Annotated in this window: 22 protein-coding genes and 3 pseudogenes; 15 read left to right on the top strand and 10 right to left on the bottom strand. The window is 53.2% G+C overall.

What is annotated here, in order from left to right; genetic code table 11:
* Nucleotides 1-168 precede the first annotated feature (168 nt).
* On the top strand, nucleotides 169-1,143 hold the full coding sequence (gene rluC, locus ACD630_RS01215) for a 23S rRNA pseudouridine(955/2504/2580) synthase RluC (RefSeq protein ID WP_430357852.1): 975 nt from the start codon (nucleotides 169-171) through the stop codon (nucleotides 1,141-1,143).
* Nucleotides 1,144-1,379: 236 nt separating this feature from the next.
* Here rluC and ACD630_RS01210 read toward each other — a convergent pair whose 3' ends face one another.
* The gene (locus tag ACD630_RS01210; RefSeq protein ID WP_430359837.1) at nucleotides 1,380-1,976 is read right to left on the bottom strand and encodes a Maf family protein; all 597 of its coding nucleotides are present in this window, start codon (nucleotides 1,974-1,976) and stop codon (nucleotides 1,380-1,382) included.
* 119 nt (nucleotides 1,977-2,095) lie between these two features.
* On the bottom strand, nucleotides 2,096-2,917 hold the full coding sequence (locus ACD630_RS01205; RefSeq protein WP_430357851.1) for an IS630 family transposase: 822 nt from the start codon (nucleotides 2,915-2,917) through the stop codon (nucleotides 2,096-2,098).
* Between the two features lie 98 nt (nucleotides 2,918-3,015).
* Between ACD630_RS01205 and yceD the strand changes: the two genes are divergently transcribed.
* The 8 genes from yceD to fabF all read left to right on the top strand — a co-directional run bounded on the left by yceD (nucleotide 3,016) and on the right by fabF (nucleotide 9,162).
* Nucleotides 3,016-3,528 (top strand): 23S rRNA accumulation protein YceD, encoded by a 513-nt coding sequence (gene yceD / locus ACD630_RS01200; protein WP_430357850.1) that lies wholly within the window; start codon nucleotides 3,016-3,018, stop codon nucleotides 3,526-3,528.
* Nucleotides 3,529-3,544: 16 nt separating this feature from the next.
* On the top strand, nucleotides 3,545-3,715 hold the full coding sequence (rpmF, locus tag ACD630_RS01195) for a 50S ribosomal protein L32 (protein WP_009112338.1): 171 nt from the start codon (nucleotides 3,545-3,547) through the stop codon (nucleotides 3,713-3,715).
* A 29-nt stretch (nucleotides 3,716-3,744) separates the two neighbouring features.
* Nucleotides 3,745-4,791 carry a phosphate acyltransferase PlsX gene (gene plsX, locus ACD630_RS01190; RefSeq protein WP_430357849.1) on the top strand — a complete coding sequence of 349 codons (1,047 nt, stop codon included), beginning with the start codon at nucleotides 3,745-3,747 and terminating at the stop codon, nucleotides 4,789-4,791.
* A gap of 6 nt (nucleotides 4,792-4,797) precedes the next feature.
* Nucleotides 4,798-5,751 (top strand): beta-ketoacyl-ACP synthase III, encoded by a 954-nt coding sequence (locus ACD630_RS01185; RefSeq protein WP_430357848.1) that lies wholly within the window; start codon nucleotides 4,798-4,800, stop codon nucleotides 5,749-5,751.
* Nucleotides 5,752-5,769: 18 nt separating this feature from the next.
* The gene (fabD, locus tag ACD630_RS01180; protein WP_430357847.1) at nucleotides 5,770-6,699 is read left to right on the top strand and encodes an ACP S-malonyltransferase; all 930 of its coding nucleotides are present in this window, start codon (nucleotides 5,770-5,772) and stop codon (nucleotides 6,697-6,699) included.
* Between the two features lie 13 nt (nucleotides 6,700-6,712).
* Nucleotides 6,713-7,447 carry a 3-oxoacyl-ACP reductase FabG gene (gene fabG / locus ACD630_RS01175; protein ID WP_252319469.1) on the top strand — a complete coding sequence of 245 codons (735 nt, stop codon included), beginning with the start codon at nucleotides 6,713-6,715 and terminating at the stop codon, nucleotides 7,445-7,447.
* Between the two features lie 154 nt (nucleotides 7,448-7,601).
* Complete coding sequence (gene acpP / locus ACD630_RS01170) at nucleotides 7,602-7,838, top strand: acyl carrier protein (RefSeq protein ID WP_012765204.1); 237 nt, start codon at nucleotides 7,602-7,604, stop codon at nucleotides 7,836-7,838.
* Nucleotides 7,839-7,920: 82 nt separating this feature from the next.
* On the top strand, nucleotides 7,921-9,162 hold the full coding sequence (gene fabF, locus ACD630_RS01165) for a beta-ketoacyl-ACP synthase II (protein ID WP_430357846.1): 1,242 nt from the start codon (nucleotides 7,921-7,923) through the stop codon (nucleotides 9,160-9,162).
* Here fabF and ACD630_RS01160 read toward each other — a convergent pair.
* Nucleotides 9,139-9,333, bottom strand: a complete 195-nt coding sequence (locus tag ACD630_RS01160; protein WP_430357845.1) for a hypothetical protein — start codon at nucleotides 9,331-9,333, stop codon at nucleotides 9,139-9,141. The genes fabF and ACD630_RS01160 overlap by 24 nt on opposite strands.
* 23 nt (nucleotides 9,334-9,356) lie before the next feature.
* Here ACD630_RS01160 and pabC point away from each other — a divergent pair, with 23 nt between their 5' ends.
* The 5 genes and pseudogenes from pabC to ACD630_RS01135 form a co-directional block, all read left to right on the top strand.
* Nucleotides 9,357-10,157 carry an aminodeoxychorismate lyase gene (gene pabC, locus ACD630_RS01155; protein WP_430357844.1) on the top strand — a complete coding sequence of 267 codons (801 nt, stop codon included), beginning with the start codon at nucleotides 9,357-9,359 and terminating at the stop codon, nucleotides 10,155-10,157.
* A 14-nt stretch (nucleotides 10,158-10,171) separates the two neighbouring features.
* Nucleotides 10,172-11,197 carry an endolytic transglycosylase MltG gene (gene mltG / locus ACD630_RS01150; protein WP_430359836.1) on the top strand — a complete coding sequence of 342 codons (1,026 nt, stop codon included), beginning with the start codon at nucleotides 10,172-10,174 and terminating at the stop codon, nucleotides 11,195-11,197.
* On the top strand, nucleotides 11,187-11,855 hold the full coding sequence (gene tmk, locus ACD630_RS01145) for a dTMP kinase (protein WP_430357843.1): 669 nt from the start codon (nucleotides 11,187-11,189) through the stop codon (nucleotides 11,853-11,855). The genes mltG and tmk overlap by 11 nt, the downstream gene beginning before the upstream one ends.
* Before the next feature lie 2 nt (nucleotides 11,856-11,857).
* Nucleotides 11,858-12,871, top strand: a complete 1,014-nt coding sequence (holB, locus tag ACD630_RS01140; RefSeq protein ID WP_430357842.1) for a DNA polymerase III subunit delta' — start codon at nucleotides 11,858-11,860, stop codon at nucleotides 12,869-12,871.
* A gap of 19 nt (nucleotides 12,872-12,890) precedes the next feature.
* A pseudogene (locus ACD630_RS01135) lies at nucleotides 12,891-13,208 on the top strand (TatD family hydrolase); the annotation flags it as partial.
* 29 nt (nucleotides 13,209-13,237) lie between these two features.
* On the opposite strand, the pseudogene ACD630_RS01130 reads toward ACD630_RS01135, so the two are convergent.
* Nucleotides 13,238-14,200: pseudogene (locus ACD630_RS01130) on the bottom strand (IS256 family transposase); the annotation flags it as partial.
* 23 nt (nucleotides 14,201-14,223) lie between these two features.
* Between ACD630_RS01130 and ACD630_RS01125 the strand changes: the two are divergent.
* The gene (locus ACD630_RS01125; RefSeq protein WP_430357841.1) at nucleotides 14,224-14,424 is read left to right on the top strand and encodes a hypothetical protein; all 201 of its coding nucleotides are present in this window, start codon (nucleotides 14,224-14,226) and stop codon (nucleotides 14,422-14,424) included.
* Nucleotide 14,425: 1 nt separating this feature from the next.
* Here ACD630_RS01125 and ACD630_RS01120 read toward each other — a convergent pair whose 3' ends face one another.
* The 6 genes and pseudogenes from ACD630_RS01120 to ACD630_RS01095 all read right to left on the bottom strand — a co-directional run.
* The gene (locus tag ACD630_RS01120; protein WP_430357840.1) at nucleotides 14,426-15,208 is read right to left on the bottom strand and encodes a heme ABC transporter ATP-binding protein; all 783 of its coding nucleotides are present in this window, start codon (nucleotides 15,206-15,208) and stop codon (nucleotides 14,426-14,428) included.
* Nucleotides 15,201-16,205, bottom strand: a complete 1,005-nt coding sequence (locus ACD630_RS01115) for a FecCD family ABC transporter permease (protein WP_430357839.1) — start codon at nucleotides 16,203-16,205, stop codon at nucleotides 15,201-15,203. The genes ACD630_RS01120 and ACD630_RS01115 overlap by 8 nt, the downstream gene beginning before the upstream one ends.
* Nucleotides 16,202-17,020, bottom strand: a complete 819-nt coding sequence (locus ACD630_RS01110) for a heme/hemin ABC transporter substrate-binding protein (protein WP_430357838.1) — start codon at nucleotides 17,018-17,020, stop codon at nucleotides 16,202-16,204. Before ACD630_RS01110 ends, ACD630_RS01115 begins: the two co-directional genes overlap by 4 nt.
* Nucleotides 17,017-18,072: a hemin-degrading factor gene (locus ACD630_RS01105; RefSeq protein WP_430357837.1), complete on the bottom strand. Its 1,056-nt coding sequence runs from the start codon at nucleotides 18,070-18,072 to the stop codon at nucleotides 17,017-17,019. Before ACD630_RS01105 ends, ACD630_RS01110 begins: the two co-directional genes overlap by 4 nt.
* Before the next feature lie 204 nt (nucleotides 18,073-18,276).
* Nucleotides 18,277-19,323, bottom strand: coding sequence for a 3-deoxy-7-phosphoheptulonate synthase (locus ACD630_RS01100; RefSeq protein ID WP_430357836.1), 1,047 nt, complete (start codon nucleotides 19,321-19,323; stop codon nucleotides 18,277-18,279).
* Between the two features lie 333 nt (nucleotides 19,324-19,656).
* A pseudogene (locus tag ACD630_RS01095) lies at nucleotides 19,657-20,085 on the bottom strand (kinase/pyrophosphorylase); the annotation flags it as partial.
* Nucleotides 20,086-20,088: the final 3 nt, after the last annotated feature.

Here is a 20,088-nt window from a genome sequence, read left to right as displayed (position 1 = left end):
GTTGTCGTGATTTTTATCAAATGTGCGAGCAGTATGACTGAAGTTCGCGCGTTCGATGGCAATCAGTTGGCCCAATATCTCGGTAACAGCCCATTAAGTACCTGACAGACAGTTAAACACATAAAAAGGAGTGGCGCTATCTGCACGGTCTATTTAGAATCGCGCATCATGAAAACAGAGAATCCATCAGTACAATTTATCGCAGTTTCTGCCGATGAAGCAGGGCAGCGTATCGACAACTTTTTGCTGGCGCGGCTTAAAGGCGTGCCGAAAAGTATGATTTATCGCATCTTGCGTAAAGGCGAGGTGCGAGTGAACAAAAAACGTACTAAGCCGGAATATAAGCTACTGGATGGCGATGTGGTGCGTGTTCCTCCCGTGCGCGTAGCGGAACGCGATGAACCAGCGGTGTCAGCCAGTCTCGATAAGGTAACCGCGTTAGCCGATTGCATTTTGTATGAAGATGACAGCTTGATCGTGCTCAATAAACCCTCCGGCACGGCGGTGCATGGCGGCAGCAGGCTGAGCTTCGGTGTCATCGAAGGGTTGCGCGCGCTGCGGCCTGAAGTGCGCTTTCTGGAATTGGTGCACCGGCTCGATCGTGATACCTCAGGCGTATTGCTGGTAGCAAAAAAACGTTCGGCGCTGCGTGCGCTGCATGAACAACTGCGGCTCAAGGGCATGCAGAAAAATTATCTGGCGCTGGTACGCGGTCAGTGGAAATCCCATTGCAAAGTGGTGCAGGCACCGCTGTTAAAGAATATTTTGCAGAGCGGCGAGCGCGTAGTGCGGGTCAGTAGCGAAGGGAAACCCTCAGAAACCCGTTTCAAAGTGGAAGATCGTTTTGAGCAGGCGACGCTGGTGCGCGCCAGTCCGGTGACGGGGCGCACCCATCAGATCCGCGTACATACGCTGCACGCAGGCCATCCTATCGCGTTTGACGATCGCTATGGCGACAGAGAATTTGACCGGCAACTGGCTGCTACCGGGCTGTCGCGTTTGTTCTTGCATGCGCAGTCGTTGAGCTTTGAGCATCCGGCCACCGGTGAGATGATGCGTGTCGAAGCGCCGCTTGATGGGGCATTACGCCACTGCTTACAGGTGTTGTGGCAGCAGAAATATAGCCAACCGACATTATTTTGATAACAGCCAGCTATGCTTTTTTTGCCGCATATCAGGGTATCTGTTGTAATCATTTTTAAGTCGGTTGGTTATAGCATCAGTGATGTTTGGTAATCTAGCTAAAACAGTAACTCCCGCCACCAACCGTCATTCCCGCGAAGGCGGGAATCTCGTGCGGAAGAAACGCGTTTATTCTCACAGGGATCCCCGGCTTTTGCCGAGGATAACGAGAGGGACTGTGACGCGGTGCGTGCTGGTTACCCTAATCCGGTCCATGTTAATGGGTTGACGCCCTCATGGCGCAGCATCTCGCACAGCGCAATAAGCGGCAGGCCAACCAAGGTATTGGGGTCGCGTCCGGAAAGTTTATCAAACAGGGCAATCCCCAATCCTTCACTTTTGAAACTGCCTGCACAGTACCACGGCTGCTCTCGCGCCAGATAGGCCGCAATGTCTTCCTCACTCAGCGCACGAAAATGCACCTCAAAGGGCTCGACCTGCGATTGCAACGCGCCACTGGCGCTGTTGAGCAGCGCCAAACCAGTATAAAAGGTGACGCGGTTACCGCTGGCCTGACGCAACTGCTGCGCTGCCTTTTCCGCAATCAGCGGTTTTCCTGTAATAACACCGTTAAGCATGCAAACTTGGTCGCCACCGATAATCAGGTGCGTGGGATAGCAAGTAGCCAGCGCTTGCGCTTTTTCCCGTGCCAATCGCTCAACCAGCGCGACGGCGCTTTCTTGCGGACGTGGCGTTTCATCGATATCGGGATTGGCACACTGAAAAGGCAGTCCCAGCTTGTCGAGCAGGCTTTTACGGTAAGGAGAGGTAGAGGCAAGCACAATCTGAGACATAATTTTTACGATAAACTGTAGCGTAATCAAAAAAGGCATTTTACACTGTGCGCCGCTGAGAAAGCGAATCTGGGCGATCGCGAATCTTGATAAAATATAGCCAAGCGACTTAATTTTGATTACACCATATGGACTGAGAACAAAATCTCTGTATCGCAACCACTCTCTCTTTTTTTGCTTTTTGCTTGTGCCCATTTATGCTCAATGGGGTTAAGATCTGGCGAATATGTAGGCAAATACTCCACCATATACCCTGCATCGATGATGACTTGTTGAATATTATGTTTTTTGTGAAAAGTTGCATTGTCCATCACGATTACACTGTTTTTAGGGAGTACTGGGATAAGGACTTGTGTGACCCAGGAATAGAAAACATCGCTGTTAATATTGATATCAAATAATCCGATAGCAAACAGCGTTGTGCCTAATAACGCGCCGATAACATTTGTTCTTCCCTTGGCTCCCCCGTTCTTCAGGCCAAAACACCGTTGACCTTTTGGGGAATAGCCGTGAGTCCGTGGGGTATCGTGTGGAAAACCATTTTCATCAATAAAAACAATAGGTTTTCCTTCTTTTCCATACTGTTGTATTTTTTGTTGAAATGCTTGCCGGGCGCTTTCGTCGGCTTTCGGATGACGTAGCGTTTTTTTATAGGTCAATCCCAGCTTTTTAAGAGCTTGCCAAATGGCCTTCTGACAAACGCCAAAACGCTCTGCACGTTCTTTTTGGTAAGCATCTGGATATGGTTCAACATCTTTTATCAACTCGGATTTATCGCTCTTTCGCTGACGCGTGGTTGATGCTTTTGACGCTATTTGATTAATCCAACGCGATACAGAGGCAGGGCCAATCCGAAATTGCTTCGCTGTTTCTCGGATACTCAACCCTTCTTCTTCCCGTGTAGATATCACTTTACGTCTAAAATCAATTGAATAGCTCATTTAAATAATGTAATCAAAATTAAGTTGTTTAGCTATAGTAAGACAACGCCGCCTTTTCCTTTGACTCTAAGTCGTTACGACGTTAGTATGCGCACCCTATGCAAGAGGTAAAATTACCCCTGACCCTGGATGCGGTTCGCACGGCTCAAAAACGTTTAGACTATGTCGGTGTTTACACAGTTGCACGCGTTGCCGAGTCTGTGGTCAGTGTGGATAGTGATGTTCAGGTCTCTTTATCGTTTCATATCGATAATCAGCGCTTGGCGGTGATTAACGGCAGTGCACAAGTGGCCGTTACGCTGATGTGCCAGCGCTGCCAAAAGCTGTTCGAACATCAGATTCACACCAAATTTTGTTTCAGTCCTGTCGTCAATGACGAGCAGGCAGAGGCTCTGCCGGAAGCGTATGAGCCAATCGATGTCGATGAGTTTGGCGAGGTCGATTTGCTGGCAATGGTTGAAGATGAGATTATTCTCGTATTGCCCATCGCTCCGGTACATGATTCTGAACACTGTGAAGTGTCCGAAGCGGACATGGTGTTCGGTAAACTGCCTGAAGAGGTGGAGAAACCGAACCCGTTTGCCGTATTAGCCAGTTTAAAGCGTAAGTAATTAAGGAGTAAGGTCCATGGCCGTACAACAGAACAAACCTAGCCGTTCCAAACGTGGTATGCGTCGTGCTCACGATGCCCTGACCACCTCTTCTGTTTCCGTAGACAAAGTTTCTGGCGAAACTCATCTGCGTCATCACATCACTGCGGATGGCTACTACCGCGGTCGCAAGGTTATTGCCAAATAATTCTCGCGAATTATTAGCGAGGCAATACCTTGACACGCCTCACACTGGCGTTAGATGCAATGGGCGGGGACGTCGGTCCCTGCGTAGCGGTGCCTGCGGCATTGCAGGCACTGGCTTCTAATCCGGGTCTTCACTTGTTATTGGTCGGCGATCCCGCTGCGCTTCATCCATTACTCGCCAAAGTCGATTCTGCTTTACTGTCCCGGTTGGAAATTGTGCCGGCTGAATCGGTTATTGTGAGTGATGCGCGTCCATCGCAGGCGATCCGTGCCAGTCGTGGTACGTCGATGCGCATTGCGCTGGAACTGATTAAAACGGGTAGGGCACAGGCGTGCGTGAGTGCCGGAAATACCGGTGCCTTGATGGGACTGGCGAAACTGTTGCTCAAGCCGTTGGAAGGTATTGATCGTCCTGCTTTGGTGACGGTGTTGCCGCATCAGCAGCAGGGCAAAACGGTGGTGCTGGATCTGGGTGCCAACGTCGAGTGTGACAGTGTGCAATTGGTACAGTTTGCTGTGATGGGTTCAGTGATGGCCGAAGAGGTGCTGTCGCTGCACAATCCGCGCGTTGCACTGCTGAACATCGGCGAAGAAGAGACCAAAGGCTTGGCCGCGATTCGCGATGCGGCCGCGCAGTTAAAGAATACGCCCTCGATTAACTATATTGGTTATCTTGAAGGCAATGAGTTACTGACGGGCAAAACCGACGTGATGGTCTGTGACGGCTTTGTGGGTAATGTCACATTGAAGACGATGGAAGGCGTGATAAGGATGTTCCTGTCACTGCTAAAATCGTCGTCGACGGATGTCGGACGTAAAGCGAAGCAAGCGTGGTGGCTCACGTTGATCGGCTGTTTTATCCAAAAGCGATTGGCGAAACGGTTCGGTCATCTCAATCCTGATCAATATAATGGCGCATGTCTGTTAGGGCTGCGGGGCACCGTGATAAAAAGCCATGGCGCGGCAAACCAACGGGCGTTTGCCGTCGCTATCGAACAGGCAATGCAGGCGGTGCAGCGGCAACTTCCCGACAGGATTGCGGCGCGCTTGAAAACTGTATTACCCAAGAGTGACTGAGCGTACATGTATACTAAAATAATCGGAACGGGCAGTTTTTTGCCTGAACAAATCAGGACGAACGCTGATTTAGAACAATTGGTCGACACTTCCGATGAGTGGATTGTGACGCGCACCGGTATCCGTGAGCGCCGCATTGCCGGGCCGGATGAAAACGTGGCGACCATGGGACATCAGGCCGCGCTGAACGCGCTGGAGATGGGGGGCATCGATAAGGACAAGATTGGCTTGCTGATTGCTGCAACCACGTCCTCTACGCACGCATTTCCGAGTGCTGCCTGTCAGATTCAGCAGATGCTGGAGATCCGCGATACTATCGCTTTTGACGTCGCCGCGGCTTGCACAGGGTTTACCTATGCGCTCAGCATTGCCGATCAATACATTAAAAACGGCGCGGTAGATTACGCGCTGGTGATTGGTTCAGATACGCTGGCGCGTACTTTGGATCCTGCCGATCGCGGTACCATTATTCTGTTCGGTGACGGTGCGGGCGCGGTGGTGTTGGGCCAGTCGGAACAACCCGGCATCTTGTCAACCCACCTGCATGCAGATGGTCGCTATGGCCACCTGTTGACGCTGCCTCATCAGGATCGTGCGCATCAGGATCAACCTGCCTATCTGACCATGGCTGGCAACGAAGTGTTCAAAGTAGCCGTAACGGAACTTGCGCATATCGTTGAAGAAACGCTGCATGCCGCACAACTCGATAAGAGCGAGTTGGACTGGTTGGTGCCGCATCAGGCTAACCTGCGCATCATCAGTGCCACGGCGAAGAAATTGGGTATGGGCATGGACAAGGTTGTGCTGACACTCGATCGCCACGGCAATACGTCGGCCGCTTCCGTACCCAGCGCGCTGGATGAAGCAGTGCGCGATGGACGGATAAAACCCGGTCAGTTGATCCTGCTGGAAGCCTTTGGCGGCGGGTTCACCTGGGGTTCTGCGCTGGTTCGTTTTTGATCAAACGGGACGTTTAATATGACGCAATTTGCAATGGTATTTCCGGGGCAAGGTTCCCAGACAGTCGGCATGTTGGCTGAACTGGCAGCACAGTACCCGGTAGTACAAGAAACCTTTGCACAGGCTTCTGAGGTATTGGGTTACGACTTGTGGCAGCTCACTGCACAAGGCCCAGCGGAAGAACTGAATAAAACTTGGCAAACCCAACCGGCACTGTTGACGGCGTCGGTGGTGATTTGGCGGGTGTGGCAGCAGCAGGGCGGCAAACAGCCCGCGCTGATGGCCGGCCACAGTCTGGGTGAATATTCGGCACTGGTATGCGCCGGTGCTCTGGACTTTCAGGAAGCGGTGCGTCTGGTTGAGCTGCGCGGCAAACTGATGCAGGAAGCCGTGCCGGAAGGTACGGGCGCGATGTACGCTATCATTGGTCTGGATAACGATGCTATTGCGGCTGCCTGTGAAGCGTCTGCAGAGGGGCAAGTGGTTTCTCCGGTGAATTTCAACTCGCCGGGACAGGTGGTGATTGCGGGTAACAAAGAAGCCGTTGAGCGTGCTGGTGTAGCTTGCAAAGCCGCCGGGGCCAAGCGTGCGTTGCCGCTGCCGGTGAGTGTGCCCTCCCACTGCGCGTTGATGAAACCTGCGGCAGAAAAACTGGCAGAGGCGTTAAAAACGATTACGGTTACTACGCCAGCCATTCCAGTGCTTAACAACGTTGATGCGCGTAGCGAAACCGATCCTGATGCCATTCGTGCGGCGCTGGTAAAACAGCTTTACAGCCCGGTGCGTTGGACTGAGTGTGTCTCCTACGTTGCTGCTCAAGGCGTTGAGAGCTTGCTGGAAGTGGGACCAGGCAACGTGTTGACCGGGCTGACAAAACGTATTGTTGACACCCTGAGTGCGGCGGCAGTTAACGATCCGGCTTCACTGTCTGCGGCCTTGGAACAATAAAACGGAGAGTACCATGAGCTTTGAAGGAAAAATTGCCCTGGTAACGGGTGCAAGCCGCGGTATTGGCCGTGCGATAGCAGAAACGCTGGTGGCTCGCGGTGCCACAGTGGTGGGAACCGCTACCAGCGAAAATGGCGCGCAAGCCATCAGCGAGTGGTTGGGCGCCAATGGCAAAGGGTATATGCTCAACGTCGCCGATCAGGCGTCCGTTGAAGCGGTATTGACAGCGATTCGTGCGGATTTCGGTGAAATCGACATTTTGGTCAACAACGCAGGCATTACGCGTGATAACCTGTTGATGCGAATGAAAGACGACGAGTGGCAAGATATCATCGACACCAATCTGACATCGGTATTTCGTCTGTCAAAAGCGGTGTTACGTGCCATGATGAAAAAACGCTTTGGCCGTATCGTCACCATCGGTTCCGTAGTGGGAACCATGGGGAACGGCGGACAAGCGAACTATGCGGCAGCGAAAGCGGGCCTGATCGGTTTTAGCAAGTCGCTGGCGCGCGAAGTAGCCTCACGTGGCATTACTGTCAATGTGGTTGCGCCAGGTTTTATCGAAACCGATATGACGCAGGCATTGACAGAAGAACAACGTGCAGGCATTTTGAGCCAAGTTCCTGCGAACCGACTTGGGGAAGCGAAAGAGATCGCAAGTGCTGTTGCCTTTTTGGCCTCCGATGAGGCTGGTTATATTACGGGTGAGACGTTGCATGTCAACGGCGGCATGTATATGATCTAGTTAGCTCGGAATTTATTTGCGTTATTTGCGGTGAAAACCGCAAAATAGCACAAAATCGTGGTTAGACCAGCCGAGATTTTGTTGCATCTTTTTCAACATTTTATACACTACGAAAACCATCGCGAAAGCGAGTTTTAATAGGAAATTTAAGAGAATGAGCACTATCGAAGAACGCGTTAAGAAAATCATCGTTGAACAGCTTGGTGTTAAACCGGAAGAAGTGGTTAACAACGCTTCCTTCGTTGATGATCTCGGCGCTGATTCTCTTGACACCGTTGAACTGGTAATGGCGCTGGAAGAAGAATTTGATACTGAAATTCCAGACGAAGAAGCAGAAAAAATCACAACTGTTCAGGCAGCCATTGATTTTATTCAGGCTAACCAGCAGTAAGCGAACATATCTAGGCGGTCATTCGACCGCCTAAGTTTTCTTTATCCCGCAGTGTCATATTTTCCCTCCCTGGAGGACAAGCGTGTCTAAGCGTCGTGTAGTTGTGACCGGACTGGGCATGTTAACTCCTGTCGGCAATACAGTTGAGTCCACCTGGAGTGCTCTTCTTGCCGGTCAGAGTGGCATCAGCCTGATCGACCATTTCGATACTACTGCCTATGCAACCCGTTTTGCTGGCTTAGTAAAGAATTTCAATAGTGAGGATTTCACCTCGCGCAAAGAAGCGCGCAAGATGGATGCTTTTATCCAATACGGTATTGCTGCTGGCATTAATGCCATGCGTGATTCCTGTATTGAAGTGACGGAAGAAAACGCGACGCGCTTCGGTTCGGCGATCGGTTCCGGCATTGGTGGCTTGGGGCTCATTGAAGAGAACCACAGTTCACTGGTGAACGGCGGTCCGCGTAAAATCAGTCCGTTCTTTGTCCCTTCCACCATTGTTAACATGGTGGCTGGGCATCTGAGCATCATGTTCGGACTGCGTGGTCCGAGTATTTCCATTGCCACTGCCTGTACTTCTGGCGTGCATAATATTGGCCATGCGGCGCGCATCATTGCTTACAACGATGCAGATATTATGCTGGCCGGCGGCGCGGAAAAAGCCAGTACGCCTCTGGGCGTTGGTGGATTTGGCGCAGCCCGTGCACTTTCCACACGTAACGACAATCCTCAGGCGGCAAGCCGTCCGTGGGATAAAGATCGTGATGGTTTTGTGCTGGGTGACGGTGCCGGGATCATGGTGCTGGAAGAGTATGAACATGCGAAGAAACGCGGCGCGAAATTTTACGCCGAAATCGTTGGCTTCGGCATGAGCAGCGATGCCTATCACATGACGTCACCGCAGGAAAATGGCGCTGGCGCTGCGTTGGCGATGCAAAATGCCCTGCACGATGCAGGTATTACCCCGGCCCAGATTGGGTATATCAACGCGCATGGTACCTCTACGCCAGCGGGTGATCTGGCGGAAACGCACGCAGTCAAATCTGTGTTTGGTGAACAAGCGAGCCGCGTAATGGTGAGCTCAACCAAATCCATGACCGGCCACCTTTTAGGGGCTGCGGGTGCTGTGGAATCTATCTTCGCGGCGCTGGCGCTGCGCGATCAGGCTGTTCCGCCGACCATCAATCTGGATAACCCGGACGCAGGTTGCGACCTGGATTTTGTACCGCATGAAGCACGTCAGGTTTCCGATATGGAATACACACTGTGTAACTCCTTCGGTTTTGGCGGCACTAACGGTTCACTGGTGTTCCGCTGCGTGTAATGGCGCAGCGATACCGCTAAAAGCCCGGGTAACCGGGTTTTTTTGCCTGTCACTCACCATTGTGGGCAGGGCATAATTCAGAACGAGCCACTTGTTGCCGTCATGGGTTACTGGCACTCTGAACGTCACCCTGTTGCCACCACCCTTGGCGTTGTTGGCTTCGGCGTTCATGAACCTGTGGGTGAGGACAGCGTATGTTTTGGATAAATGGCCAAGCGCAAGAGCAGATAGCCGTTACCGATCGTGGCCTCCAGTATGGTGACGGGTGCTTCACCACCGCACGCGTGCTGGAAGGCAAGATCGTGTGGTTGCCATTGCATATGGCGCGGTTACGTCAGGACACTGCGCGTTTGCATATTCCGTTTGCGGCATGGGATAGACTGCAAGCCGAAATGGAGCGGGCGGCACAGGGCGTGGAGCAAGGCGTAGTGAAAACCATCGTAACCCGTGGTAGTGGCGGACGAGGTTATAGCATGCTGTCTTGTGGCGCGCCGACGAGTATAGTCATGCAGATGCGTTATCCTGCTCAATACACCGAATGGCGCAAGCAGGGTATATCTCTTGGCATCAGTCCGGTCACGTTGGGGCGCAATCCGCGATTGGCGGGCATTAAACACCTGAATCGTCTGGAGCAGATCCTGATACGCCAGGAGATGGAAGCGCAAGGTGTCGATGACATGGTGGTGCTTGACACTGAGGGCTGCATAGTGGAATGCTGTGTGGCTAATTTGTTTTGGCGCAAGGGCTATCAGGTATTTACGCCGGATTTGTCACTCGCGGGTGTGAACGGTGTGGCGCGTCAGCAGGTGATGACCCGCTTGGCCCAGTATCCCGATTATCGGTTACAGCTAGTGCGTGAACCTGTGACGACGCTCGCCGATGCTGATGAAGTGTTTGTTTGTAATGCATTGATGCCGGTGCTTCCGGTCAATCAAATTGATACTTGGTGTTATCGCTCCAGAGCGTTGTACCAACTACTGAGCCCTAACGGTTAGTCGATGGTTGAATGATGAAAAGAAAGAAAACGCTATTTTTTCTGCTGGTGGTGATGGTACTCGCCTCGGCACTCGGCGCTGCATGGCATAACCTGCAACAGTTTGCCCGCTCGCCGCTGTTGATTGAACAGGAGACCATTTTCACCATCCCGGCCGGAACCGGCAAAGAAGTCCTGGAAACCTCGCTGACAGAACAGCAGGTGATCTCTCCAACGGTGCTGTTTCAGTGGCTGCTGCGCGTGGAGCCAGAATTGGCAAAGTTCAAAGCGGGCACCTATCGCCTGATGCTGGGTATGACGGTACGGGAGATGCTGGCGTTGCTGGCGAGCGGCAAAGAGGCGCAGTTTTCTATTCGTTTTGTCGAAGGATCGCGACTGCGTGACTGGCTGGAAACGTTGAAAACCGCACCCTACCTGACGCACAGCGTACAGGATAAAACGCTGCAAGAGATTGCTGCACTGCTGGACATTAAAGAGGCGGAGAACCCGGAAGGCTGGCTCTACCCTGACACTTACCTTTACACCGCAGGCACGCGCGACAGCGATCTGCTGCTGCGGGCGCATCATCGTATGCGTAATGTGGTGGACGGAGTGTGGAAAAATCGCGAGACGGGGTTGCCCTATGCGTCGCAGGAGGAACTGCTGACCATGGCCTCCATCGTAGAAAAAGAGACGGCAGTTAAAGAGGAGCGCCCTCAGGTCGCGTCGGTGTTTGTAAATCGTCTACGCGCAGGCATGCGTCTGCAAACCGATCCTAGCGTGATTTATGGTATGGGTGAGGGTTATCGTGGTGTGATAACGCGTAGCGCACTGGATACCGCAACGCCGTATAATACCTATGTGATTGCCGGGTTGCCGCCTACGCCAATCGCCATGCCGAGCCGAGCTGCACTTGAAGCTGCCGCGCATCCGGCAAAAACAGATTATCTTTATTTTGTGGCGGACGGGAGGGGGGGACACCGTTTCACGACCAACCTTGCCGATCACAACCGTGCAGTGCGCGCTTACCGCTCAATGCTGAAGGACCGGGATGAACAGTAAATTTATCGTGATTGAAGGATTGGAAGGCGCAGGTAAAACCAGTGCGCAGAACACCGTATTAGCGACTTTACGGACGCACGACGTGCAGGATGTGGTTTTTACCCGAGAACCGGGCAGTACGCCATTGGCCGAGCGACTACGTGACCTGATAAAACAGGGTGCCGACGACGAGAGAATCACGGATAAAGCTGAATTATTGATGCTCTATGCTGCACGCGTACAGCTGGTGGAAAATGTCATCAAACCCGCCTTGGCGCGGGGCACCTGGGTGATTGGCGATCGCCACGATCTCTCCTCGCAGGCTTATCAGGGCGGTGGGCGCGGTATGGATCAACAGCTCATGCAGTCACTGCGTGATACCGTGCTGGGCACATTTCGTCCCGATCTTACTTTGTACCTTGATATTCCGCCGGAGCAGGGGTTGGCGCGTGCACGCCAGCGCGGTGCACTCGACCGCATTGAGCAGGAATCATTGGATTTCTTCGCCCGTACTCGTGCACGTTATCAGGCGCTGGCTGCCAACGATGCCACCATCGTTACCATTGATGCCTCACAACCGTTGGACAAGGTGAGTGCGGATATTGAAGCTGCTCTGGTGCAGTGGCTTGGTCAGCAACAGGCACAAGATGCTGCACTGTTGTCGGTACTGGAGCGCTAAGCATGGAATGGTATCCATGGCTGAATGGGCCCTATCGGCAGCTGATTGAGGGATATCAGGAGGGGCGAGCACACCACGCGGTGTTGCTGCACGCGTTGCCGGGTATAGGGCGCGAATCGCTGGTGTATGCGTTATCAAGACGCGTGCTCTGCCAGAAGCCAGAGGGCATGAAAAGCTGCGGCGAATGCCATTCCTGTAAATTGATGATGGCGGGTACGCACCCGGACTGGTATGCCCTCAGCCCGGAAAAGGGCAAACAGACGTTAGGGGTTGATGCGATACGCAGCGTATTGGAAAACCTCTATCAGCGTTCACGGCAGGGTGGTGCCAAGCTGGTATGGATTGAAAACAGCGAGCAGCTGACTGAAGCGGCGGCCAACGCGTTGTTAAAAACCCTGGAAGAACCGCCAGAAGCGACCTATTTTTTGCTGGGTTGTCATGAGCCAACACGTTTGCTGGCGACGCTGCGCAGCCGCTGCCTGCACCTTTATCTGCCTACGCCTGACGAAGCAGAAAGCGTTGTTTGGCTCAATAAACGACACCCTGCGTCTGAGCAGGCGCTGCAAACCGCGCTGCGTTTGCAGGCAGGTGCGCCGCTGGCGGCTGATCACCTGCTGCAAGATGATACCGCACGCCAGCGCACGGCATTATGTCAGGCGCTGGCAAACGCGGTGTCAGCGCGTGCTTTTTATTCGCTGTTGCCTCAACTGAACCATGATGACGCACCGGAGCGTCTTCACTGGCTTTCCTCGCTGCTACTGGATGCGTTAAAAATACAGCGTGGAGCCGCGCGCGCGCGCGTTAACCTCGATCAGGATGTGCTGATAGCGCTGTTAGCTAGCCAGTTACCTGCTACGGAAATAGACGCCATGCTTGCTCGTTGGCTGCGTTGCCGTCATCAGCTCCTGACGGTGACAGGCGTAAACCGTGAACTCCTGCTGGCCGATGTGTTGCTGGAATGGGAACAACGGTTCCAAACGGTAAACCTGAATTCTCTCCCTTCTTTCTCTGTTTGAGAAGCGTTGAGTAAATAGCATGTTATTAGTGGATTCGCACTGCCACCTTGATGCTCTGGATTATCAATCTCTGCATAAAGATGTGTCTGATGTGTTGACCAAAGCACGGGCGCGTGACGTCGGCTTTGTGCTGGCGGTGGCAACCACGCTGTCCGGTTATCGCACCATGCGTGAACTGATCGGCGATCGCCCGGGAGTGGCTTATTCGTGCGGTGTGCATCCTCTCAATCAGGACGCACCGTATGATTATGCTGAGCTACGCCAACTGGCTGCTGATCCACTCGTGGTGGCGATGGGTGAAACCGGCCTCGATTACCACTATGAGCCGGAAACTCAGGAGTTATTAGCAAATCTGGTGTATGGCGATCAGGCTGCGTTTCGCTCTGATGCTTCGTGAATCTGTTCTCCATCCTTAGATTGGACGTTGCTTACAACCAGGGTCAGCAGGTCAAATCCTCTTAGTCGGTTCCAGCTTTTCTGAGCTGACTGGAACAGCTTAAATACCATTGACAGGGTTGTTTCTCTCGAACCACCGTTCTTCGCGCGTCTGCTTCGTAGCCTCACAGTCGCAAAAGCCGATTCAATCGGATTTGTCGTTCTTATTGATGCCCAGTGCTCTGACGGGAAGTCGTAGAATGCCAGCAGTTCTTCTCGAGCTTTCTCCAGCTTCTTCATCGCTGCAGGATACTTCGCTGAAAACCTTGCCAACAAAACATCAAAGGCTTCATTAGCGGCATCGCGGCTCTCTGCTAGCCAAACCTCCCGCAGCTCAGCCTTAACTTTCGGTTGCATGGCTTTGGGGAGTGAAGCCAACACATTAGCGGTTTTGTGCACCCAACAGCGTTGGTGCTGCATGCCTGGGAATATCTTTGCCATTATTCCAAAAACCAAGGGCACCGTCTCCCGTAGCCAGCTTGGGAGATACGGTTAGGCCACGTGCTCGCAGGCCATTAAGAAGTTCGGCCCAGTTTGCTTCTGACTCTCGATAACCATCTTCGACCGCAAGCAGCTCCTTACGTCCATGCTCAGTGACGCCGATAATGAGCAGCAGGCAAAGGCGATCATCTTGCCTGACATGGCTGTATATGCCATCGGCCCAGAAATAAACGTAGCGCGTATCGCTTAAATCACGCAGGCACCATTGCCTGTGCTCTTCAAGCCATTGCTGTTTCAGTCTGCTGCAGAGAGGCCATTAGCTTTTTCACCGAGAAGCGCCCTCAGGGCTTCGTGAAAATCACCGGTGGATATGCCTCGCAGGTACAGCCATGGTAGCAACTCTTCGAGGCTTTTTGCACGTTTCAGATAAGGCGGCAACAACGCGCTGTTGAAGCATATAGCCAAACGATTTAAAAATGATTATAGCCAATGCCCTGATATGTGGCAAAAAAATACAGCTAATTGTTATCAAAATTAAGTCGCTTGGCTATATAGGCCCATTGACGCAGTTGCATCAGGCGCTTTCTCGTCCTTATGATGAACAGCCTGAATATGAATCGCTGGCGGCAGTGCCGCCAGCGTGGGGTAAAGCGTTGGAAGTGTCTTGTTCGAACTAGGTTAACGGCGCAGAAAAACTTGCGGCGTCGCGTCGTCGGGATGCGGGTGTACCAGCACGTCGGCCTGATACCACTGCGTGAGCTTTTCGCTTTGCAATACCGCTGGCGGCGTGCCTTGTGCCACCAGTTTTCCCTGATGCAGTAGTGCAATGCGATCAGCATAGAGCGCGGCCAGATTCAGGTCGTGCAGAATGCAGCACACCGCAAGGGGCTGCTGTTGTGTAAGTAGCTTAAGCAGACGCAGCAGGTGTTGTTGATGATAGAGATCAAGTCCAGATGTCGGTTCATCCAGAAACAGCCAGCAGGGCGTCGGTGTCGGATGCCATAACTGCGCCAGTACGCGAGCCAACTGCACGCGCTGCTGCTCCCCGCCGGAAAGATGGCGGTAATCCTGTTGAGCTAACGCCGTGCATTCGGTTAACGCCATGACATAATCGACCACGCTGTCACCTGCACAATCGTGGCGATAGGGCGCACGTCCCATAGCAACCACGTCGCACACGCTAAACGGAAAATTCAGCGCGCCGTGTTGACGCATGACGGCGCGGGTTTGTGCCAAAGCATCAGGCTGCCAGTCAGCGAGCGCTTTTCCGGCCAGCTGACATTCACCGCTATCGGCTGCCAAATATCCGGTGAGCAGACGCAGCAGCGTGGATTTTCCCGCCCCATTCGGGCCAATAATCGCGACGATCTCACCGCAGTTGATGTCCAACGAAACATCATCAATCAATGTGCGTCCGGCAACCTGATAGTGCAGATGCTGTGCCATCAGGCGATTAGTCATGGGTTCGTCCCTTGTGCGTGACAATGAGCCATAGGAAGTAGGGACTGCCTATCAAACTGGTGAGCAAACCGACGGGTATTTCCGCAGGAGCCAGCACCATGCGAGCCAGCGTATCGGCCGCGATAAGCAATCCTGCACCTGCCAGCGCTGATCCGGGTAGCAACCAGCGGTGATCGGCACTCAGGTTCATGCGTACCAAATGTGGAATGACCAACCCGATAAACGCAATCACGCCGCTGACCGCCACTGCCGTGCCTACCAGCAGTGCGCTGAGCAGCAGTAATATAAGCTTGGTCTGTTTTACCTTCACGCCCAGATAGTGTGCGTCTTCATCACCCAACTGAAGCAGATTGAGTTTGCGGGCATAGCACTGTACGCACACCATCACGGGAACGATCAGAGAAGCGGCCACCAGCAGCACCGGCCACTGCGCTTGTCCCAGGCTGCCCATCCCCCAGAGCGAAAACTGACGCAATTGCTGATCGTTACTGATGTAGGTCAGTACGCCAACGGCTGCTCCACATAGCGCATTCAGTGCAATGCCGGTTAACAGCAGGCGCGTCACGCCGCCGCGCTCATCGCGTCCCAGCATAAACAGAATGGCTGTCACCGTCAGACTGCCGGCGAAAGCGGCCAACATCGGGCTATAGAGCGCTAGCAACGGCGGAAGGCACAAAGGCATCAACAACGCAAACGCGACAAACAACGCTGCTCCGCTACTGATACCCAGCAATCCGGGATCAGCTAGTGGGTTGCGGAACAGCCCCTGCATCGCTGCACCGGCTGCGGCGAGCGCGCTGCCCACCAACAGTGCCAGCAGGACGCGCGGTAGGCGAATATTGAGCCAGATATGCCACAGCGGATCGCTGATCGGAGCATGCCACAATTGGCGGAAGGAGAGGGTGAGTGCCCCCATATTGGCGGCACCCAGCATTAACAGCAGAGTGAAACACACCAACCCCGCCAGAATCAGGCGGGGACGTTGCCGTAGTCTCATTTTAGCTGCTCGGCGGCGTGACGCAGCGTGGTTAACTGCGCAGGGGTTTCCAGCGTAAAGCCAAGCATCGCCATATCATCGACCACCACGACACGGCAGTGTTTGCCCGCAGGGGTCAGTGCAACACCGGGCAACTGCCAGATTTTCTCTTCGCCCCCTAAACTCTGCAATTCTTGTGCGGAGATCAACAACAGATCGGGCGCACTGGCGATAACGCCTTCTTGCGATAGCGGCTGGTAACGCACTACATCAGGCATGGCATTTTGTAATCCGGCAGCGCGAATTACCGTATCGGCGGGAGTATTTTTCCCTGCCGCCATGGCCGTCATGCCAGCGTGACTGAGAACAAACAGCGCTTTGACGGGCAGCGGTTGCTGTGCCACGGCAGACACCTGCTGCTGATAACGGTCGGTCAGTACTTTGCCTTCGCTCTCTTTCTGCAACGCCTGTGCAATCGTGTTGATTTTCTGCGGAATGCTTTCCAGCGTCGGTTGTGCAGGTACCATGATCACTTTGACGCCGCTGTCTGCCACTTGCTTGAGCACCAGAGAGGGCTGTGACAACTCACTGGCAATCACCAACGACGGTTTTAATGACAGAATGCCTTCCGCATTCAATTGGCGCATATAGCCAACGTCCGGCAGTGCTTTCGTTGCGGGCGGGTGCATGCTGGTGCTGTCGCGGGCAATGAGTTGCTGCTCAGCGCCAAGCGCATAGATGATTTCGGTGACATCACCGCCAATGGAGACGATACGTTCATTGGCGCTGGCACTCAGTGGTAGCGTCAGGAGCAGTGCGTAAAGCCAGTTTTTCATGCGACCAGTTCCTTATTTGCGGTGAGCGCCTCGATTTGTTTGCGCCATTGTGCCTGTTCTGGCGTGCCTTCAGTGCGCTGGCCAAACAGCTGTGCGATTTGCGTGCCATCAGCCGCATAGAGTTCCAGGCTGGTGATGACACCGTCTGCGGTTGGTTTACGGGTGATCCAGCTTTCGGCAATCGCATCTTCAATCAGGTGCAGGGTGAAATCCGGGTTGAAAATGTTGATCCATTCCGCGTGCTGCGCCATTTTCTCCACCCGGGCGATGGGGCCGGTGAAAATCTGTACGCAGCCACGGTTGCCAACGAACACCATGATGTCGTTTTGATCCTGCTGCGCAGCGGTAAGAATTTGCGACAGGGCGCTGTTATCGACCTTGCAGGCCAGATCGTCTTTAACGGCGTGGAAAGCCTGTTGACGCGTAAGATTGTAGCGTTTAAGTAGAATGAAAAATTGGTGTACATCCGTCATGGCACGCCATTCGGCTTCAAATGCCGCCTGGTCGATGCTGGGAGCCTGAGTGGTCGCAGGGGTTTCCTGACGTAACTGCACCTCTGGGTTAACGTCTGTGACAAATTCAGCCAGATAGGCGTCCCATGCCGCCATATCGGTCTGTTCGGTGGCATATACCTTCAGGATAGCATCACCCTGATGGTCAAAAAATTGAATGCTCTGACGCTCGCCCCGTGCGGTCTCTTCCCGCAGACTGAATGCCACATTCCACTGATGCAAAAACAGGCGAAGATCCAGCACATAAGGATTGAGGATCAACCCCGCATGACCGTCCAAATGTTGATTTTGGTAAACGCCAACCTGTTCGTGCACTGCATAGGTGTTACGCGTGATGGACTTGGTCTGGCCTACCTTCTCCAGCGCCAGCAGCCAGCGCTTGGCATCCCCTAGAAAGCGTTGCGCATCATGACCGACGCGTGCATGCGCCAACACTGCTTCATTGATGCCGAGCGTCGTGGCGATATCACGAGCGTACTGGCGGGGATTGTTGTTTTTGGCTTGCAGGTATTGAGCATAAATCGCGTTCGGGTTCGGCATTGTCTGTTCCTGTGGTCGTTCTGCGATGGATATTATCGTATTAGAAATAATTAACTTAATAAATGAGAATCATTTTCATGTTGCCAAAAGGTGACATCAAGTGAAGATTTTTTAATACGTCGGAAACAGGTAAGCCAGCAGAGGATGGTGGAGCGGCAACGCACGACCAGGAATGACCGTGCGCGGTTGAAAGGCAGTAGGGCGTTAGAAGCGGCTGTCTACCGCATCAGCTAATTGTGCAAGCAGGGTTTCAGTGTCCTGCCAGCCTAGGCAGCCATCGGTAATCGATTTACCGTAAACCAGCGTTTGCGGCGCAGCCAACGGTTGCTGACCTTCAACCAGAAAGCTTTCCACCATAACACCTGCAATGGCGCGCGAACCCGAACGTATCTGTTGACACACATCTGCACACACATCCATTTGTCGCTGGTACTGTTTGTAGCTGTTGCCGTGGCTAAAATCCACCACTAACTGTAATGGTAAAGCAAATTCGCGCACCAGTTCGCAGGCGGCCTGAATATCAGCGGCGTGATAATTGGGATGTTTCCCGCCGCGCAGAATGATATGGCCATAGGGGTTGCCGTGCGTCTGGTAGATGGTCATTTGCCCTTGTTTATCTGGCGAGAGAAACAGATGAGACGCGCGCGCGGCACGGATGGCATCAATAGCGATGCGTAGATTGCCGTCGGTGCCATTTTTGAAACCAACCGGGCAGGAGAGGGCGGAAGCCATTTCGCGGTGAATCTGGCTTTCCGTGGTTCGCGCGCCAATGGCACCCCAGCTGATGATATCGGCAATGTATTGCCCGGTGACCATATCCAGAAATTCTGTTGCGGTTGGTAGACCAAGCGCGTTGATATCTAGCAGCAGACGGCGTGCCAATGCCAAGCCGTGGTTGACCTGATAGCTACCATCAAGGGCTGGATCGGAAATTAACCCTTTCCAGCCGACAACGGTGCGCGGCTTTTCAAAATAAGTGCGCATCACGATTTCCAGCCGATCCTGATAGCGAGCACGCCGTGTAGCAAGCTGGCGCGCATAATCGAGGGCAGCATCAACATCGTGGATAGAACAGGGGCCAACGATCGCTAGCAAACGAGGATCTTTTCCGGTGAGAATATTTTCTATCCTATTTCGTGACATTGTCACATTTTCTGCAACCGCAGGTGAAACCGGCAATTGCGCCAGCAGCACCTGCGGCGCGATCAGACGATCGCGCCGCTGGCTGCGTAACTCATCAGTTTTTAACATGCAATATCTCTGCTTACGGGTCGGTCAGGGGATCGTGTCGCATGGCGTTTCGTCTTGCAAAAAAACGCCGCTGAACCAAGGGGTAACGCGCATAGAAAATAAGTCATCGCTCACACTGCGTTTATCTTCCTGAAGATAAGGCTACGTGAGTGAATGGCTCGCGCATCATGTCAGACGGCGGCGGGACTCTTGGGCGCTAAGCGAGTGTCAGTTTTTCCCCGTCTCCTACCAAATGGGCTGCTTCGCTACGACGACATGTCGGGAAGTCATGACATCCACGATAACCGAATCAGGGGGCAATTCAACCCGCTTTCGTTAAAAAATGATAATGTACTAGTATGTGAGAAGACTCATGCCTAATATGTCGATGATCTTGGCGGAAATCTCCTCCACGGAGTAGTTTGTCGTGTTGAGATAAGGAATCTGGTGACGTCGAAACAGCGCTTCTACTTCGCTCAGTTCCATCCGGCACTGACGCAATGACACATAACGACTGTTGCCGCGACGTTCTTCCCGGATCGCCGCCAAACGTTCGGCATTGATGGTCAGCCCGAACAGTTTGTGTTGAAACGGTTTAAGCGCTTCAGGCAGACGCAAATTGTCCATATCATCGGCGATGAAAGGGTCGTTGGCCGCGCGAATGCCAAACTGCATGGCGAGGTACAGGCTGGTGGGCGTTTTGCCGCAACGGGACACGCCGAGTAAAATCACCTGTGCTTGATCGAGATTGCGTAATGAAATGCCGTCGTCGTGGGCATAGGTATC

Origin of the sequence: Symbiopectobacterium sp. RP, from assembly GCF_050472005.1 — a bacterium.
In the GTDB taxonomy this organism is placed as follows: domain Bacteria; phylum Pseudomonadota; class Gammaproteobacteria; order Enterobacterales; family Enterobacteriaceae; genus Symbiopectobacterium.
Note: the sequence above shows the minus strand (reverse complement) of the source record. Positions and strands in the feature narration are given on the sequence as shown.

Excerpts from the sequence above, each read along its gene's own strand:
- acpP (WP_012765204.1), top strand. The coding sequence starts at position 7,602 with ATGAGCACTATCGAAGAACGCGTTAAGAAAATCATCGTTGAACAGCTT.
- tmk (WP_430357843.1), top strand. The coding sequence starts at position 11,187 with ATGAACAGTAAATTTATCGTGATTGAAGGATTGGAAGGCGCAGGTAAA.
- fabD (WP_430357847.1), top strand. The coding sequence starts at position 5,770 with ATGACGCAATTTGCAATGGTATTTCCGGGGCAAGGTTCCCAGACAGTC.
- rluC (WP_430357852.1), top strand. The coding sequence starts at position 169 with ATGAAAACAGAGAATCCATCAGTACAATTTATCGCAGTTTCTGCCGAT.
- pabC (WP_430357844.1), top strand. The coding sequence starts at position 9,357 with ATGTTTTGGATAAATGGCCAAGCGCAAGAGCAGATAGCCGTTACCGAT.
- fabG (WP_252319469.1), top strand. The coding sequence starts at position 6,713 with ATGAGCTTTGAAGGAAAAATTGCCCTGGTAACGGGTGCAAGCCGCGGT.
- ACD630_RS01205 (WP_430357851.1), bottom strand. The coding sequence starts at position 2,917 with ATGAGCTATTCAATTGATTTTAGACGTAAAGTGATATCTACACGGGAA.
- mltG (WP_430359836.1), top strand. The coding sequence starts at position 10,172 with ATGAAAAGAAAGAAAACGCTATTTTTTCTGCTGGTGGTGATGGTACTC.
- ACD630_RS01185 (WP_430357848.1), top strand. The coding sequence starts at position 4,798 with ATGTATACTAAAATAATCGGAACGGGCAGTTTTTTGCCTGAACAAATC.
- ACD630_RS01125 (WP_430357841.1), top strand. The coding sequence starts at position 14,224 with ATGATTATAGCCAATGCCCTGATATGTGGCAAAAAAATACAGCTAATT.
- yceD (WP_430357850.1), top strand. The coding sequence starts at position 3,016 with ATGCAAGAGGTAAAATTACCCCTGACCCTGGATGCGGTTCGCACGGCT.
- ACD630_RS01100 (WP_430357836.1), bottom strand. The coding sequence starts at position 19,323 with ATGTTAAAAACTGATGAGTTACGCAGCCAGCGGCGCGATCGTCTGATC.
- ACD630_RS01115 (WP_430357839.1), bottom strand. The coding sequence starts at position 16,205 with ATGAGACTACGGCAACGTCCCCGCCTGATTCTGGCGGGGTTGGTGTGT.
- rpmF (WP_009112338.1), top strand. The coding sequence starts at position 3,545 with ATGGCCGTACAACAGAACAAACCTAGCCGTTCCAAACGTGGTATGCGT.
- ACD630_RS01210 (WP_430359837.1), bottom strand. The coding sequence starts at position 1,976 with ATGTCTCAGATTGTGCTTGCCTCTACCTCTCCTTACCGTAAAAGCCTG.
- ACD630_RS01160 (WP_430357845.1), bottom strand. The coding sequence starts at position 9,333 with ATGAACGCCGAAGCCAACAACGCCAAGGGTGGTGGCAACAGGGTGACG.
- ACD630_RS01105 (WP_430357837.1), bottom strand. The coding sequence starts at position 18,072 with ATGCCGAACCCGAACGCGATTTATGCTCAATACCTGCAAGCCAAAAAC.
- ACD630_RS01120 (WP_430357840.1), bottom strand. The coding sequence starts at position 15,208 with ATGACTAATCGCCTGATGGCACAGCATCTGCACTATCAGGTTGCCGGA.
- holB (WP_430357842.1), top strand. The coding sequence starts at position 11,858 with ATGGAATGGTATCCATGGCTGAATGGGCCCTATCGGCAGCTGATTGAG.
- ACD630_RS01110 (WP_430357838.1), bottom strand. The coding sequence starts at position 17,020 with ATGAAAAACTGGCTTTACGCACTGCTCCTGACGCTACCACTGAGTGCC.